At 72.0% G+C, this 16,479-nt stretch carries 14 protein-coding genes; 6 read left to right on the forward strand and 8 right to left on the reverse strand.

Going from position 1 to position 16,479, the window contains the following annotated elements; all coding sequences use genetic code 11:
* Positions 1-19: 19 nt before the first annotated feature.
* A complete protein-coding gene (locus tag N5875_RS02365; protein ID WP_338491534.1) occupies positions 20-2,791 on the reverse strand; it encodes a glycosyl hydrolase in 2,772 nt (923 codons plus the stop codon).
* Between the two features lie 315 nt (positions 2,792-3,106).
* On the opposite strand from N5875_RS02365, the gene N5875_RS02370 reads away from it, so the two are divergent.
* The 4 genes from N5875_RS02370 to N5875_RS02385 all read left to right on the forward strand — a co-directional run bounded on the left by N5875_RS02370 (position 3,107) and on the right by N5875_RS02385 (position 7,842).
* Positions 3,107-4,426, forward strand: coding sequence for an extracellular solute-binding protein (locus N5875_RS02370; RefSeq protein WP_318210543.1), 1,320 nt, complete (start codon positions 3,107-3,109; stop codon positions 4,424-4,426).
* A 184-nt stretch (positions 4,427-4,610) separates the two neighbouring features.
* Positions 4,611-5,450 (forward strand): sugar ABC transporter permease, encoded by an 840-nt coding sequence (locus tag N5875_RS02375; protein ID WP_318210603.1) that lies wholly within the window; start codon positions 4,611-4,613, stop codon positions 5,448-5,450.
* Entirely contained in the window at positions 5,447-6,358 is a 912-nt protein-coding gene (locus N5875_RS02380; protein ID WP_338491536.1) for a carbohydrate ABC transporter permease, read from the forward strand. The genes N5875_RS02375 and N5875_RS02380 overlap by 4 nt, the downstream gene beginning before the upstream one ends.
* Positions 6,359-6,438: 80 nt before the next feature.
* Entirely contained in the window at positions 6,439-7,842 is a 1,404-nt protein-coding gene (locus N5875_RS02385) for a GH1 family beta-glucosidase (RefSeq protein WP_338491538.1), read from the forward strand.
* A 105-nt stretch (positions 7,843-7,947) separates the two neighbouring features.
* Here N5875_RS02385 and N5875_RS02390 read toward each other — a convergent pair whose 3' ends face one another.
* The 3 genes from N5875_RS02390 to N5875_RS02400 all read right to left on the reverse strand — a co-directional run bounded on the left by N5875_RS02390 (position 7,948) and on the right by N5875_RS02400 (position 11,311).
* On the reverse strand, positions 7,948-8,655 hold the full coding sequence (locus N5875_RS02390; RefSeq protein ID WP_338491539.1) for a hypothetical protein: 708 nt from the start codon (positions 8,653-8,655) through the stop codon (positions 7,948-7,950).
* A 174-nt stretch (positions 8,656-8,829) separates the two neighbouring features.
* A complete protein-coding gene (locus N5875_RS02395) occupies positions 8,830-10,203 on the reverse strand; it encodes a carbohydrate-binding protein (RefSeq protein ID WP_338491540.1) in 1,374 nt (457 codons plus the stop codon).
* A gap of 169 nt (positions 10,204-10,372) precedes the next feature.
* Entirely contained in the window at positions 10,373-11,311 is a 939-nt protein-coding gene (locus tag N5875_RS02400; RefSeq protein WP_318210548.1) for a LysR family transcriptional regulator, read from the reverse strand.
* 229 nt (positions 11,312-11,540) lie between these two features.
* On the opposite strand from N5875_RS02400, the gene N5875_RS02405 reads away from it, so the two are divergent.
* Together N5875_RS02405 and N5875_RS02410 are read left to right on the forward strand one after the other, a co-directional pair.
* Complete coding sequence (locus N5875_RS02405; protein ID WP_318210549.1) at positions 11,541-12,206, forward strand: GPP34 family phosphoprotein; 666 nt, start codon at positions 11,541-11,543, stop codon at positions 12,204-12,206.
* 247 nt (positions 12,207-12,453) lie between these two features.
* The gene (locus N5875_RS02410) at positions 12,454-13,791 is read left to right on the forward strand and encodes a hypothetical protein (RefSeq protein WP_338491542.1); all 1,338 of its coding nucleotides are present in this window, start codon (positions 12,454-12,456) and stop codon (positions 13,789-13,791) included.
* A 54-nt stretch (positions 13,792-13,845) separates the two neighbouring features.
* Here N5875_RS02410 and N5875_RS02415 read toward each other — a convergent pair whose 3' ends face one another.
* The 4 genes from N5875_RS02415 to N5875_RS02430 form a co-directional block, all read right to left on the reverse strand.
* A complete protein-coding gene (locus N5875_RS02415) occupies positions 13,846-14,820 on the reverse strand; it encodes a DUF4232 domain-containing protein (protein ID WP_338491544.1) in 975 nt (324 codons plus the stop codon).
* A 12-nt stretch (positions 14,821-14,832) separates the two neighbouring features.
* Entirely contained in the window at positions 14,833-15,411 is a 579-nt protein-coding gene (locus tag N5875_RS02420; protein WP_338491546.1) for a hypothetical protein, read from the reverse strand.
* A 71-nt stretch (positions 15,412-15,482) separates the two neighbouring features.
* The gene (locus tag N5875_RS02425) at positions 15,483-15,935 is read right to left on the reverse strand and encodes a MarR family winged helix-turn-helix transcriptional regulator (protein WP_318210553.1); all 453 of its coding nucleotides are present in this window, start codon (positions 15,933-15,935) and stop codon (positions 15,483-15,485) included.
* Positions 15,932-16,414, reverse strand: coding sequence for a MarR family transcriptional regulator (locus N5875_RS02430; RefSeq protein WP_338491548.1), 483 nt, complete (start codon positions 16,412-16,414; stop codon positions 15,932-15,934). The genes N5875_RS02425 and N5875_RS02430 overlap by 4 nt, the downstream gene beginning before the upstream one ends.
* Positions 16,415-16,479: the final 65 nt, after the last annotated feature.

Genomic DNA, 16,479 nt, shown 5'->3' on the forward strand with positions numbered 1-16,479 from the left:
CCCCGAGGGGACCGGTCGGTCAGTCGTACGGGATGACCACCACCGACCGGTCCGTGCCCGTCTGGACGCGCGAGTCGCCGTTGCCGATCGCGCTCCAGACCTCCAGGCGCACCGTGCCGCCCGTCAGGTTGCCGAGCGTTCCGGTGGCGGACTTGAGGCCGCGGGACTGGGCGTACTCCTCCCAGCCGGTCACCGGGTCGGTCGCGAAGTAGTGGTACGTCTCCGTCCGTTCGAAGGTGCCGTCACCGGTGAGGTCGTAGCTGATCCGGGCCTGCTGGCCGAGACCGACGGCGGTTCCGGCGTCCATCTGGAGGCGGAAGGCGGTGGAACCACCTGCCTTCAGCGTGCCGTTGACTCCCCTGGCCTCGTAGACGACCGGCCGGTTGGGGGTGCCGTCGTGGTTGCCGCCCTGCGCGGAGAGGACGGTGTCGCTGCCGGCCGTGGCGCCGGTGGCCGTGGTGAGCGTGCCGCCGGTGCGGAGCTGGAAGGTGTTGCCGGTGGACGGCTCCGGGTCGGGGTCCGTGCCTCCCGTCCCCGTGCCGGTGGCGGTGGAACGCGCGGGCACGGACAGGGACTTGCCGTCGGAGAAGGTGACGGTACGGGCGGTGGCGCCGTGGTTGTGGGCGACGTACGTCCGTGCGGTGCCCTTCGCGAAGACGGCGGAGGTCGGGATGGATCCGGTGACCGTCGCGTCGGGGGCGCCGAGCCTGTCGAGCGTGGTGAGCCAGTGGTAGGTGTGGGCCTTGGACTCACCGGCCTCCGGGGTGTAACCGGCGTGGCCCGCGTCCCACTTGGCCTTGGCCGCGGCCGGGTCGGCGAAGGACTGGAACTCCCAGAGGATGTCCCGCCATTCGACGGCGGGGCCGGGGTTCTCGCGTTCCATCTCGGCGATGTTGCGGCGGACGGCGTCCTTGTGTCCGCCGAGGTGGAGTGAACCACCGGTCACAGGAAGGACGTTGATGCCGTGGATCTCCTCGGGGTTGGCGGTCCACCAGGTGGCGTAGGCGGCTCCGCTGCCCCAGACCATGCCGGCGGTGTCGTGCTGGAAGGCGCCGGGGAAGACCTGCTGGTCGGCGTCGAACCAGTACTGGGCGATGGCTTCGCCCTCGGTGGTGAGCAAGTACGTTCCGAGGTCGCGGAGTTGGGTGTTGCCGGTGGCCGAGCCCCAGAGGACGAGGGCGGCGCTGAGGTTGGTCGACTCGGAGGAGGACTCCTGGTTGTTTCCGGCGGCGAAGCCCTGGTGGCCGCTGGCCCAGCTGTGTCCGGCGTAGACGTCGAAGCCACGTAGGAAGGGGAAGGCGGTGTCGGTGCGGCTGGGGTTGGCGGTGTCGCGGACCAGGGTCTTCACCATCGCGCCCCAGGCGGAGTCCGCCGCCCAGCCCGCGTCGTACTGGGCGACGATCGCGGCGGCGTACACGTAGTAGCCGTAGTGGAAGTGGTGGTCGTTGAGTTCGGTGTCACTGCCGTACGAGGCCGGGTATCCGGTGAGGGTCTTCCAGGCCGTGTCGTACGAGAACTCGTTGGCGCCGCCGGCCGTGAACCAGTCCTGGAGCCGGCCCTTGATCTGGCCGAGGAGCTTGTCGCGGAGCGCGGTCTCGCCGATCTGGTCGGCGAGCGGGACCAGTTGGGCGAGCTTGCCGAGCGCCTTGCCGGTCCAGTAGGTGTCGACGGCTCCGGAGAACGGGTCGGCGGAGTTCGCGACCTCGTTCAGATAGCCGCGCAGGCGGGCGGTGTCGACACCGGCGCCGCCCGGCAGTCCGGGCAGGGTGGCGGCCGCCTTCTGGCTCGTGGTGAAGGACGCCGACTCCCGGACCTTCATGGTGCCGCGGGGCGAGACGTAGGTGTACGGGGTGAGCGGGTCGCTGGTGTTCAGCCACTGGTGGCGGTAGAGCGCCTGGAGGGTGCCGCGCTCGGTGCCCTCCTTCGCCTCGGTGGTGAGGGCGTAGGTGGCGCGGACGGTGCCGGCGTCGTAGCTCCAGCTCACGGTGGATCCGGTGACGAAGCTGTAGGCGTACTTGCGGTAGGTGGCGAGCGCGTCGGTGGAGGGGAGGACGGCGACGGAGAAGTAGTCCTTGCCGCCGAGCCCGGCGGTGATGCTGGAGCCGGAGACGGTCCAGTCGGTGCCGCTGGGCGCGAAGAGGGCGTAGTGGTGGCCGGCGACGGTGATGCCGAGGACGTTGCCCTGGTCGGCGAAGACGGCGGGCGCTCCGGCGGTCGTGATCCGGGCGTCGCCGCCGCTGCCCTTGGCGTACACGAAGGGCATGCCGTGGCCGATGGTGGTGCGCAGGGTGCGGGCGCCGTCGGACCAGTAGGGGGTGACGGTCCAGTCGGACCAGGCGTCGGCCTTGGTGTCGGGCGAGTTGAGCCCGGTGAGGCCGAGGGTGAGGTCGGCCTTGTGGGCGAACTCGTACTGGCGCCCGTCGCCGACGATGGCGGGGGTGGTGGGGTAGCCGAGTTCCAGGCCGCCGGCGACGGCCTGGTAGGTGAGTGGGTGGCCGTACATGGGGGTGGAGTACGGGTTGTCCCCGTAGCGCTGGAACGCGAGGGACGACCACCAGTCGTTGGTGGGGACCGGCTTGCCCTGGGCGGCGGGGGTGACCTTGGGGGCGACCGGTGCGCCGGTGTTGGTGGTGGGGCCGGAGGTTCCGGCGGGGCGGGTGTCGGAGTAGCTTCCGGCGCCCGTGGGGATGGTGGCCGCTGCCGCGGGGGCGGCGGCCGAGCCCAGTCCCAGGGCGGTGAGGGCGGAGACCAGGACCAGCGCGGCGGCCGGCTTTGTGCGGGGGGCTGGCATGTACGGCACCTCATGTCGTCGCGACGAGTGGGGCACGAAGGGGATGCGCGGGGAGGGATACGCGGAGAGAAGGGGCGAGTTCGCAGGGGACGCTTCGAGCGATCGCTGCGAGAGAGCGCTCTCAAGACGCCGGAAACGTAAAACCGCCGAAACATGTGTGTCAAGAGATTGAACACAGGCCGGACTTGAGGGCTCTTCCCGTCCGTTACGCCTTCGAGCCTTGACGGATGGGCCCCGCCCCAGGCACGCTCCCCCCGCACGCTTGAGAGCGCTCTCAGTCGCTCTCGCTCGTTCCGGAGCCAAGGGAGGCTTCCCATGCCCATCGCCCGAGCCGCCGTCACGACCACCGCCAGGAGAGCCGTCGTCCGCCTGGGGGCGGTCGCGCTCACCGGGGCCCTGCTCGCCGCCTGCGGGGGTGCGTCGGACGACACGTCCGCCGATGGCGCGGGAGGCGAGGTCACCATCACCGTCGACCTGTTCGGCTCCTTCGGGTACAAGGAGGCGGGACTGTACGCCGAGTACGAGAAGCTCCACCCCGGTGTCACCATCAAGCAGACGGACACCGAGGACGAGGCCGACTACTGGAAGTCCCTCCAGACCCGGCTCGCCGGTGGTGCCGGCCTGGCCGACGTGCAGGGCATCGAGGTGGGCCGGATCGCCTCCGTCACCCAGCAGCAGGCCGACCGGTTCGAGGACCTCAGGAAGTACGGCGCGGACTCCCTCAAGGACCAGTTCGCCCCGGCGAAGTGGGCCGCGGCCGGCGGCAAGGGCGGCGAGGTCCTCGGCCTCGGCACCGACGTCGGTCCCGAGGCGATGTGCTACCGCACCGACCTCTTCAAGCAGGCCGGACTCCCCACCGACCGCGCCGAGCTCGCCAAGAAGTGGTCCACCTGGGACGGCTACCTGGCCCTCGGGAAGCAGTACAAGGCCAAGGCCCCCGGCAAGAGCGCCTGGCTCGACAGCGTCGGCAGCCTCTACTCGATCATGATCGGGCAGGAGAAGGAGCGGTACTACGACGCCTCCGGAAAACTGATCTGGGAGGAGAACCCCGCCCTGCGCACCGCCTGGGACCACTCCGTCCAGGCGGCCCAGGACGGGCTGAGCGCCAAGCTCGACCAGTGGTCCCCGCAGTGGAACCAGGCCTTCGCCGCCGGTTCCTTCGCCACCATCCCCTGCCCCGCCTGGATGCTCGGCTACATCAAGGGCCAGGCCGGTGAGGCCGGCAAGGGCAAGTGGGACGTCGCCACGCTCCCCGGCGGCGCCGGCAACTGGGGCGGCTCCTACCTGGCGGTGCCGAAGGCGGCGAAGCACAAGAAGGAGGCGTACGAGCTGGTGAAGTGGCTCACCGCCCCCGAGCAGCAGACGAAGCTCTTCCAGAAGCAGGGCAACTTCCCCTCCGCCACCGGCGCGATCGACAAGGTCGCCGGTGCGAAGGACCCGTTCTTCTCCGACGCCCCCATCGGGCAGATCTTCGGTGACGCGGCGAAGGCGGCCCCGGTGCAGGTGCTCGGCGTGCACGACCAGAACATCGCGCAGCAGATCACCAACGCGCTGAGCGAGGTCGAGCGGAAGGGGACGTCGCCGGAGAAGGCCTGGTCGAACGCGAAGAAGGGCGTCGCGAACACCATCGGCTGACCTGCGCCGACGGATCCCGCCCCGCCACGTCTCCTCCACTCCTCCGAAGGGCCGCGCCGTGACCCTCACCGCATCCGAGACGCCGGCCCCGCCGAAGCCGGTCCCGCCGCCCGCGCGGCGGGGGTCCGCCCGGCGGGCCTGGCAGTCGTTCTCGCCGTACGCCTACCTCGCCCCGTTCTTCACCCTGTTCGTCGCCTTCGGTCTCTTCCCGCTGCTCTACACGGCCTTCGTCTCGCTCTACCGGGTGGAGCTCCAGACACCCGGCGACATGGAATGGCGCGGCCTCGGCAACTACACCGCGCTCTTCGGCGACGAGTACTTCTGGCTCTCGCTGCGCAACACGTTCACCATCGGCGTGCTCTCCACCGTGCCGCAGCTCGTCATGGCCCTCGGGCTCGCGCATCTGCTGAACTACAAGATGCGCGGCCGCACCTTCCTGCGGACCGCGGTCCTCCTGCCGTACGCGACGTCGGTGGCCGCCGCCACCCTCGTCTTCGCCCAGCTCTTCGGGCGGGACTTCGGCCTGATCAACTACGCGCTCGGCCTGGTCGGCATCGACCCCGTCGACTGGCAGAACGGCACGGTCGCCTCGCAGATCGCCGTGTCGACGGTCGTCATCTGGCGCTGGACCGGCTACAACGCACTGATCTACCTGGCCGGCATGCAGTCGATCCCCCATGAGCTGTACGAGGCCGCCGCGATGGACGGGGCCTCGCGCTGGCGCCAGTTCTTCCACGTCACGCTGCCGGGGCTGCGGCCCACGATCCTCTTCACCGTCATCGTCTCGACGATCGGCGCGACCCAGCTGTTCGGCGAACCGCTGCTCCTCGAAGGGTCCATCTCGGGCGGTATCTCGCACCAGTACCAGACGCTCGGCCTGTACATGTACGAGCAGGGCTGGGGCTTCTTCCATCTGGGCCGGGCCGCCGCCATCGCCTGGGTGATGTTCCTGCTCATCGTGGTGCTCGTCGGGGTCAACGCCCTGATCGCGCGCCGCCGTTCCCGCAAGGAGGCCGGCCGATGACCGCGCCCGCCGCCACCGTGACGCGAGGCCCTTCCCGGGCCGACGGCACGCCCGGTCCCACCGTGACGCGAGGCCCCTCCCGGGCCGGCCGTACCCTGCACGCGGGTCCGCTCGCGTACGGGATCCTCGTCGTCGCCGTCCTCTTCTCCGCGTTCCCCTTCTACTGGACGATCGTCGCGGCGAGCCGCTCCAACGCCGATCTGGCGAAGGTGCCGCCGACGCTGCTGCCGGGCCCGAACCTGATCCGCAACTTCGAGGCGGTCCTCGAAGAGGCGGACATCGGCAAGGCCCTGCTCAACTCCTTCATCGTCTCCGGTTCGATCACCCTCGGCACCGTGCTGTGCTGCACGCTCGCCGGCTTCGCCTTCGCCAAGCTCCGCTTCCGGGGCCGCGGCGCCCTGCTTGCGATCACCGTCGGCACCATGATGATCCCGCCGCAGCTGGGCGTGATCCCGCTGTTCATGCTGATCGCCGAGCTGGGCTGGGTGAACCAGCTCCAGGCGGTGATCCTGCCGGGCCTGGTGTCGGCCTTCGGGGTGTTCTTCATGCGCCAGTACCTGGTGCAGACGCTGCCGGACGAGCTGATCGAGGCGGCGCGGGTCGACGGCGCGTCCACCGCCCGGATCTTCTGGTCGATCGTGGTGCCGATCGCCCGGCCCGGCATGGCCGTCCTGGGCCTGCTGACCTTCATGGCCGCCTGGAACGACTTCTTCTGGCCGGTCGTCGCCCTCACCTCCTCCGAGCCCACGGTCCAGGTCGCCCTGCGCCAGCTCGGCGGCGGCTACGTCCACGACCAGTCCGTGATCATGGCGGGCACGCTGCTCGGCACCCTGCCGGTGCTGCTGGTCTTCGGCCTGCTCGGCCGGCAGATCGTCGGCGGCATCATGCAGGGCGCGGTCAAGGGCTGACTCCTCGCCCCTCCGCCTCGCGCCCCCCGACGCCGCCTCTCCCATCCCCCAGACCTCTCACTCCAGGGAGTTCCCACCCCATGACCGCGCTCGACGCCCGTACCGACACGACGACCGGCCTCCGCTTCCCCGAGGGCTTCCGCTGGGGCACCGCCACGGCCGCCTACCAGATCGAGGGGGCGGCGGGAGAGGACGGCCGTACCCCCTCCATCTGGGACACCTTCAGCCGTACGCCCGGCAAGGTGCGCAACGGTGACACCGGTGACATCGCCGCCGACCACTACCACCGGGTCGACGAGGACGTCGCGTTGATGCGGCGGCTCGGCGTGACCGACTACCGCTTCTCGATCGCCTGGCCCCGGGTGCAGCCCACCGGACGCGGCCCCGCCGTGCGCAAGGGCCTGGACTTCTACCGGGGGCTCGTCGACCGCCTCCTCGACGCCGGCATCCGCCCGGTGGCGACGCTCTACCACTGGGACCTGCCGCAGGAGCTGGAGGACGCCGGCGGCTGGCCGCAGCGGGACACCGCGTACCGGTTCGCCGAGTACGCGGCCATCATGGCGGACGCCCTCGGCGACCGGGTGGCGACCTGGACCACGCTGAACGAGCCCTGGTGCGCGGCCTTCCTCGGCTACGGCAACGGTGTGCACGCCCCGGGCCGCACCAGCGCCCTCGCCTCGCTCCGCGCCGCCCACCACCTGAACCTGGCGCACGGGCTCGCGGCGCGCACCCTGCGCGGGGCGCTGCCCGGTGCGGCCGAGGTGTCGCTGACCCTCAACCTCCACGCGGTACGGCCCTGCTCGCAGGCGCCGGAGGACCTGGACGCGGCGCGCCGGATCGACGCGGTCGGCAACCGAATCTTCCTCGACCCCGTCTTCCACGGCCGGCTCCCGGAGGACCTGGTCCGCGACACGGCCCCGGTCACGGACTGGTCGTTCGTGCGGGACGGCGATCTGGCGACGGCGGCCGCGCCGATCGACTCGCTCGGCATCAACTACTACTCCCCCTCGGTCGTCGGGGCGGGCAGTTCGGAGTCGCCCTCGCCCTGGGCGGGCGCGGAGCGGCACGTCCGCTTCGAGCCGGCGCCGGGGCCGCGTACGGCGATGGACTGGCCGGTGGACGCGGACGGGCTGCACGAGCTGCTGATCCGGCTGCGGGACGAGCTGCCGAACGTACCGCTGGTGATCACCGAGAACGGTGCGGCGTACGACGACTACGCCGACCCCTCGGGCCAGGTGAAGGACCCGGAGCGGGTGGCGTACCTCCACGCGCATCTGGCGGCGGTGCACCGCGCGCTCGCGGACGGGGCGGACGTCCGCGGGTACTTCCTGTGGTCGCTCCTGGACAACTTCGAGTGGGCGTACGGCTACAGCAAGCGGTTCGGCATCGTGCACGTGGACTTCGCGACGCAGCGGCGGACGCTGAAGGACAGCGCCCGCTGGTACGCGGAGGTCATCGCGCGCGGGGGTCTGGCCGAGGCGTGACGGGCCGCAGGGGTCTGGCCGAGGCGTGACGGGCCGCGGGGGTCTGGCCGAGGCCTGACGGCCGCGCGGCCCGGGCGGCGGGGCGGCCCGCCCGGCCCCAGCCGGCTACTTCGCCAGTGCGCCGGCCACGAAGGCCTGGGTCCACGGGACGGCCGAGTCGATGGGGATGTACTGCGCGTCCGCCGGGAAGAAGTCCACGACGCCGGCCGCGCCGTGGTTCGCCCAGAAGCAGGTGGTCATCGGGAAGGTGTCGGTGACGTTCTGCCGGCACTTCACGACGAGGGCGCTGCTCGTGACGGTCCGGGGCTCGCCGGTGAAGTCGCGGCCGTAGCCCGTCGCGAGCTCCACGGACGCGTCGAAGATCCTGTTCAGCGCGGCGGTGGGGTCGGGCACGTTCTCGTACAGGTTGGTCCTGGCGGTGAACATGGGCGCCGACGCCGACATGGTGCCCTTGCGGAGGACGTTGCGCGGGCTGCCGAAGCAGGACACCTCGTCGGCGACGTCGTGGCTGTCGCCCTCGATCTCCTTGAGGCCGTCGTCTCCGTGGACGCTCATGTCGAGGTCGCTGCCGTAGTGGAAGCCGCCGTCGCCCTCGTCGCAGACGATGCCCTCCAGTTGGGGGACGGCGATGGCGGTGTAGCGGGTGCCGGGGTCGGCGGCGAGCTTCTCGGCGCCCGGGGACTGCTTGCCTGCCGAGGGCCGCGCCGCCGGCCCCTCGGTGCCGGCGGGCTCGGCGGTGCCGCAGCCCGCCAGCGTCACCGCCACGGACGAGGCCAGAACGACCGACGTCACGACTGCCCGAAACCTGCTCATGTGCCGACTCCCCCGTGAGGCGCACGTGCCGTTCCGAGGACGGCACCCTGTTGTCGATCAAGAACGCTGGTCAAGAACGCTGATCAAGATCGCGGTGATCCTACGGGGAACGCGAGGGGGTGCCGCGACACCCCCCTCGGGTACGCGGCACCCCTGGTCACTATTCGGCCAGGGTCACAGGCGCTGCCACAACGCCGGGACGTTCGGCGGCTGCCAGCCCGCCTGGGCCTGATGGCCCTGGAGGCAGCGGTAGCTCGCGCCGCCGTAGGTGACCACGTCACCGGCCGCGTAGACCTTGCCGGCCGCCCAGGTGCCGCCCGGCTCCGGCTCGCCCGGGCCGGGACCCGGGTCGGTGCCGGTGGTCTTCAGCGTGAGGCCGTAGTTCTGGAGCAGCGGGTTCAGTGGCTGGAAGAAGGTGGTGCCGCCGCTGGAGCAGTTCCCGGAACCGCCGGAGGTGACGCCCTGGGCCTGGCTGCCGGAGATGTACGAGCCTCCGGAGTCGCCGGGCTCGGCGCAGACCGTCGTACGGGTCACCCCGGAGATGGTGCCCTCGGGGTAGGTGACGCTCGTGTTGTGCTGCTGCACGGTGCCGCAGTGCCAGCCGGTCGTCGAGCCGGAGCGGCACACGGAGGAGCCGACGGGCTGCAGCACCGAACCGGTCACCTGGACGTTCGCGCCGCCGGAGCCCTTGACGTACGGGGTGGAGGTCCAGTTGGTGTTGGTGGCGACCCAGGCCATGTCGTTGCCGGGGAAGACCGAGCCCTGGAAGCTGCCCTGCGCCACCTGGTTGAACCCGCTGGTGGTGGTGCCCGCACGGCCGCAGTGACCGGCGGTGGCGAAGCCCTGGGTGGTGCCCCGCGTCACCGCGAAGCCGACCGAGCAGCGGCCGCCGCCACCCATGTAGTACGCGTCGCCGCCCCGGATGTCGTACAGCGGGCGGGGTGCCTGGCCGGTGCGGACGACGCGGACCAGCTCGCGCGGGACGCCGGTGGCCTTCACGAGCCGCGCCCCGGCGCCCGCCCGGGTCTCCTCGACGACCAGGACGTTGGCGCGGACGTCGACGTAGCGGACGGGCGCGTCGGTGCCCGCGGACCGGTCGAGGAGCTGCTTGGCGGCTTCCAGGGCGGTCAGACTGTGCGTCACGAGCCGGGCCCGCGCACCCGTGGCCCGTATCGCGGTCGCGTCGGCGGCGCGGGTGGTGGCCACGGTCAGGGTGCCGGCCTCGGCGCCGTCCACCCAGGCACCGGCGAAGGCGCCGCCGAGGCCCTGGCGGAGCCGGGCGGCGGTGGCGCCGGCCTCGGCCTCGTTGGCGAGGCGGGTCAGGGCCTGGGAGTGGGTGAGTCCCAGGTCGCGCCGCATGGCGTCGAGCAGTTCCGGCCGGGCGGAGTCGGCGCCCAGCGTCCGGGCGGCGGTCTGGACGGTCGGGGCGCGGTGCGGGTCCCGGGCGTCGGGGGCCGCGGCGGCGGAGCCGGCGGCCTGGAGCCCGGCCAGCGCCATTCCGGCGGCGACGAGGGCGGTACACGCCGCGCGGGCGTGTCGTCGGAGCATGGGGAGTCTCCTCGGTTCTCGGATCACGGTTCGGGGATCTCGGACCCCAGATCTCTGATCTCTGATCTCTGATCTCTGATCTCTGATCTCTGATCTCGGTGGGGATCTGCTGGAACCGTAGGGATCGCAACGAGGAGACGGCAGCTGCCGGTTGGCCCCTGCCATGACGTTATGCCGGGGGTGCAACCCCCGTGTGCAGCCGGCCCGCGCTGGTCGCCAGCGCCTCGGCGTGGGCGGCCCGGGTGTGGCCGAGGACGGCGGCGGACCGGGAGACCGCACGCCCTTCGGGATGCCAGCCGAGCAGGTGCCGCCACATGAGCGGGGCGCCCGCGAGAGGACGGGTCACGAGGCCCGGGGTGACGGGGAAGGTGGCCCGGCAGAGTCCGACGGCCCGGCCCACCTGCACCAGATGGACACAGGAGGCGGTGTCCGTCTCGTACACGCACGCCGGGGTGAACCCGGCCCGTACGCAGGCTGCCGCGAAACAGTCGCCGAAGCAGCCGTCGCCCGGTACGTCGGTCCAGGCCTCCGCCGCCAGCTCGGCCAGGTCGATCTCGGTGCGGGGCGCCAGCGGATGGTCGGCGGCCAGCATCACGTACACCGGGTCGCGGGCGACCTCGGTCCAGGCCAGCCGTCCCGCCTCGGGCGGACCGCTCTCGCCGCAGACGCCGACGAGGGCGAAGTCGAGGCGGCCGTCGGCGACCCCGCCGGCGATCTCACGCTCCGACCAGGAGATGTACGTGGTGACAGAAGCACCGGGGTCCTCGCGCGCGATCCGGTCGACCAGGCCGCCGAGCAGCGGCCCGTGGGTGCCGCCGAGCCGGTAGCCCTCCGCCCCGCTCCTGGCGAACCGCACCGCCTCCTCCTGCAGCTCGCAGACGGCGGGCAGCACCACCCGCGCCCGTTCGAGCACCAGGTCACCGAGTGCCGTGGCCCGTACGCCCTCCCGGCCGCGCTCGAACAGGGCGCCGCCCAGGGCCCGTTCGATCCGCTTGAGCTGAGCACTGAGCGCCGGCTGCGCGAGCCCGAGCGCGGTCGCGGCGCGCGTGAGGCTGCCCGCGTCCGCGATGGCCCGGATCGTCTTGAGGTGTCTCAGCTCCAAGTCCATAGCGAGAGCTTGACGCCCCGGCCCGCTGTGGTCCAGACCAAGGGACGGCCAGAATTCCACCGCGCCCGGGGAACGACGCAGGTCACAGCGGGCGGACGCCCACCGGCGGGAACCGCATCGGTGCTCCACTCGTCCTCAGGTTCGAAGGGTGCCGGGGGACGGTCGACCGTATCGTGGCACCGCACACGCGCGCATGCGGAGGTCGCATGCGGAAGGTGAGGGGTACGGGGTGGCGGTCACGCTCGCGGAGGAGATCATGCTGCTGTCCCTGGACGACGTGTCCGGGGTCGCGAAGGAGCGGCAGGCCGCCGCGTGGGCGGTCGCGGGCGGCATCCTGCTCGATCTCGTGCTGGCAGGGCGCGTGTCGGTCGACGACGGGCGGCTGCGGGTGACGGACGCGACGCCCACCGAGGTGCCGCTGCTCGACGAGCGACTGCGGCAGGTCGACACGTGGTGCGCGAAGAAGGGCAGGGCCCCGAAGGTCACCGAGTGGCTGACGAAGGACCACACCAAGGCCGTCAAGGCCACGGTCGAGAGCCTCCGCGAGCGCGGCCTGGTGCGCCAGGAGCGGCAGCGGGTGATGGGCCTCTTCCCCGTGGCCCGCTACCCGGAGGCGGACGGCACCGTGGAACGCGAGCTGCGGGCCAGGCTGCACACGGTCCTCGCCACCGGGCCGACCCACAGCGCCCGCACCACGGGCCTCCTCGCCCTGATCCACGGTGCCAAGCTCCACCGCCTCGCGTTCCCCGACGTGCCCCGCAAGGAGGTCGCGGCCCGCCTGGAGGAGCTGACGGCCGGCCAGTGGGCCGCGGAGGGCGTGCGGCGGGCGATCCGGGACATGCAGGCCGCGATGCTCGCGGTCACGGCGGCCACGATGGTGACGGTCACCAGCTGACCGACCGCGCGAGGCGCGGTTCGACGCGGTGCGGAGCGCGGATTGGGGAGCGGACCGGAGCGCGGACCGGAGCGGACCGCAGCGCGGACCGGAGCAGGCCCCCACGGCCCGCCCCGGTCCGCCACCACTCTCCCCGCCGCCACTCACGAATCACTCACGTTCCGCTAACGCGGTGGCGGTGTGCCGCGCGGTAGTCTGCGCGCCGTTCCGAGCACGTACCCGATTCCTTCAGGGAAGCGAGCGGCAGATGACCGACCTGAGCCGGATACACGTGGCCGAGTGCCTGGGCGGGAACCGCGGGCTCGCCGAGGCCGTGGCACGGGCCGAACTGCCTCCGGCATTCGAGGATGCGTGGCGCGCGCATATGCTGCCCCGGCCCTGGTTCGTACGGGCTTCGGAGACGGCCGCGTTCGCGCGGGACCTGGAGGGGCTCTTCGAGCTGCTCGTGTCGCTGCCGCTCCGGCTCTTCGACGGGGACCTCGACCGGTACGCGGCGGAGGTCGGGATCGACCCCACGCTCGCCGCTCTGCTCCGCCGGGGCGGCTCCGGCGTCCCGGCCAAGTTCGGCCGCGCCGACGCGTACCACGACGGCACCGCGTACAAGCTCCTGGAGTTCAACCTCGGCAGCGAGGTCGGTGGCGTCGACATGGCCGTGTTCAACCAGAGGCTGCTGCGGGTGCCCGCATTCGCGGACTTCGCGCGCGTGCACGGGCTCGACCACGTGGACATCGCCGCGCGGACGGCCACCGTCCTGCGGGACCGTGCCAGGCCGGCGCAGTCCGGTGGCGGGGACCCGGTGGTCGGGCTGATCGAGGGGCGCGGCGGCATCGCCCCGTACGGAACGCTGATGCGCGCCACGGTCGAGGCGATGGCCGAGCAGGGCATCGATGTGCGGATCGGCGAGATCGACGACGTACGCACCCGGTCCGACGGCAAACTCACCCTGAACGGCACCCCGCTGGACCTGGTCCTGCGGAACTTCGCGGCGAGTCAGCTGCTCGACGACCCGGCGGGCCCCGACGTGGCGGAACCGTTCTTCCGCGCCCACCAGGCCGGCCGGACCATCCTGTTCACGTCGCTGGAGAGCGGCTTCTACGCGAACAAGAGCGCCCTCGCGCTGCTCACCGACCCGCGCGGGAGCGGCTCGTTCGACGCCGACGAGCGGGCCCTCGTCGACCGGGTCCTGCCGTGGAGCCGTACGCTGCACGGCTCCGTTCCGGCCGAAGTGGTCGACCTCTGCCGGGAGCGGCGGGAGCAGCTCATCCTCAAGCCGGGCGCCGGGTACGGCGGCCTTGACACCTTCGTCGGCTGGGAGTCCACGGACGCCGAATGGGACAAGGCGGTGCGCGTCGCGGTCGAGCGCGGCGGTTACGTGGCGCAGGAACGGGTCGTACCGCGGCCGGAGCCCGTGTACGACCCCGCGACCGGCGAGGTCGACGACTGGATCGCGGCGCTCGGCGTCTTCCTCACCGACGAGGGGTACGCGGGCACGCACGCGCGTGCCAACCGCGCCGACGGGGGCGCGATCGTCGGAATGAGCAGCAACCCGGACACCCGGATGGTGGGCGTGTTCTCGCACCCGTGACACGCGGAGGGCGGGGCGGCGTGACCGGCTCGCTTCCCCCTCCGGTTCCTGGCCCTACTCCTCATCCTTCTTCCAGGGCCCGACGCCGAGCTTCCCCGTCGTGCCGAGGTCGAGTTCGGGGATCACCGTCACCGGGGCGGCGCCCGGCTTCACCCACACGCGCGCGTAGGGGGCGTTCACGGGGCCGTCGACTCCCCCTTCGACGGTGTTGCGCCAGACCAGTCCGGCGCGGGCTCGCTCGCCCGGCAGCAGTTCGAGCGGCTGCGGCGGCCCGTCCGCGCCGGTGCCTCCGGCGATGGCTTCGCCGCCCTGGACGATCGACACGCTTCCGACGCGGTCGTGGTCCTCGTCGCGGATCTCGATACGGGGATAGCCGTTGAGCCGGTACGGCCGCGTGCCGCAGTTCTCCAGGTGGAGTCCGACGACCCGCAGCCCCATGGCTGCGTCGCCGTCGTCGGCGTACACCCGCACACCCGTGGGCGGGCAGGTCCCGCCCTCGTTCGGCGCCTCGGCGGCCGGGAAGCTCCGCACCTTCACGATGCGCGCTTGCACCCCTCCGGCGGCGTCCGGGGGAATGTCGGAGGCGGTGACGGTACGCCGGACCGTATGGCCGGGGGCGACGGTCTCGACGGTGTCCTCGACGTCGCTGAGCGCCCGGCCCGATTCCGACCGGAAGCCGACGGTGACGACGTAGGTGAAGGGCCGGGTCTCCCGGCTGGTGAGGGTGTACGCCGCGCAGGGAAGGGCGGAGCCACCGGAGTCGGCGCCTCCGCCCGTCCCGATGATCGTGACGCCGTCCTGGTCCGGTGCCACGGACGCCGTGGGTATGACGGCGCTCGCGGAAGGGTTCGATCCGGGCCCGCAGGCGGGTGGTGGCGTGGTCCCGGATGCCTCGGCCCCGCCCTGCTCCGTTCCGCAAGCGGTGAGCAGGAGAAGCCCGGCGACGGCGGGGAGGGTCAAGCCGTTGAGACGGGTGAGGCGGTTGAGGCGGTTGAGGCGGTTGAGGCGGTTGAGGCGAGTACGACGCATGGGGAGAGTTGATCAGAACCGGCGTCCTCCGGCGATGGCGGGCGTCACCCTGCCCGTACCTGCCGGCATGCCCGCATCAGGCGCGTGAAAAGGCGTGTCGCCGCCGGTGGTCGCTCGCCTAGCCTCCGAGCCATGCGCCAGCACGAGAACCGGCACCGAGGACGCGACCGGCGTCCGGCCCGCCGCACCACGGGACCGGCCCCGGCCCAGCCGGTGCAGTCGAACCTGCCGCCGGTCGACGGTGCTCGTGTCGTGCTCGTCGGGTACTTCTCCGCGAAGGAGAAGCACTTCGGTGCGCTCATGGACGCGGCCGCCATGGCGCTGGCCGCACGCGGCGCGCGGATCGTGGGCCGGTTCGTCCAGCGGCGCGGCGTCTCGGACGGCGGCGTCGCGAAGATGGCCCTGCCGTTCTCGTCGCGGACCCTGCTGCGTTCCGGCAAGGTCCGCGAGGTGGCCTCGGCGTGCGAGGAGGTCCGTGCCGACGCGGCGGTGTTCGTGACACCGCTGACGGAACTGCAGCAACGCACGCTGACGGTACTGCTGGGCTGCCCCGCCCTGAGTCTCGTCGAAGCCCTGGATGCGACCGGCCACTCGGCGGGACCCGGGGAGGCCCGCTCTAGGAAACGCCCCCCGCGCCGCGCGGGCGGCGGCCGTACGGAGCCTCAGGCGCCGGCGGCCAGCTCGGCGTTCGCGCGATCCGTGACCAGGGTCAGCACCCGGCCCGCGACCACCAGGTCCTCGTCCGGGATGCCGGCGTACAGCCGGGCGGAGATCTCGGCGGATGCGGCCGAGGTGACCTCGTACAACTCCCTTCCGGTGTCCGTGAGTCGCACCCGGGCCTGGTCCGTCGGCGCCGCCTCCAGCACCTTCGCGGCCGTCAGCTCCTCGATCACGCCGGAGACGACCGACGCATCGATCTTCAGATGACCGGTGACCTCGCCGACGAGCTCGTCGCGGCCGATGGACTCGCCCGCGGCCACGACGGCCCGGAGGGTGACACCCTGGTGGAACGTCATGCCGTGACGGGTCAGGACGCCTTCCAGGCAGGCTCGCGCCGCGTGGTGCGCCAGGGCCAGAGCCCGGCTGTTGGCGCGGGGTGCGGTGGTGGTGGTCATGATTGCTCCTCGTCGTTCTCGGTGTGCGGATCAAGAGGTGCGTCGAGCAGGATCGCCAGCTCGCGGGTGAACTCCCGCGTACGCGGGCCGGTCCGGCCCCCGAGCGGCGCGAGCAACTGGTCCAGGAGGCGCTGGACGACCGTGATCGCCCGACGTGTGACGTCGAGCCCCTGCTCGGTGAGCGAAAGCTGCATGGCGCGCGGGTCGTCGGGGTCGCGGGTCCGATCCAGGAGTCCGGACGCCTCCAGGGCGCGGGCGAGCTTGGAGACGTACAACGGCTCCATCCCCGTCCGGTCGGCGAGGCCACGCTGACTGGGCCGCAGCCCGGAGCGCGACATGCCGTACAACGACGCCATCACCACGTACTGGGCATGGGTCAGGCCCAGCGGAGCGACCGCCCGGTCGACGGCCACACGCCACTTCATCGACAAGCGCCAGACCAGAAATCCCGCCGTGGCGCCGTTGGTTGCTGAACTCACACTGGATACCGTACATGGCTACTATGTACATGGCTACTATTTCCGGGGGGTGAACGCCGAAGCGA

This window comes from Streptomyces sp. SJL17-4, from assembly GCF_036826855.1.
Classification (GTDB): Bacteria; Actinomycetota; Actinomycetes; order Streptomycetales; family Streptomycetaceae; genus Streptomyces.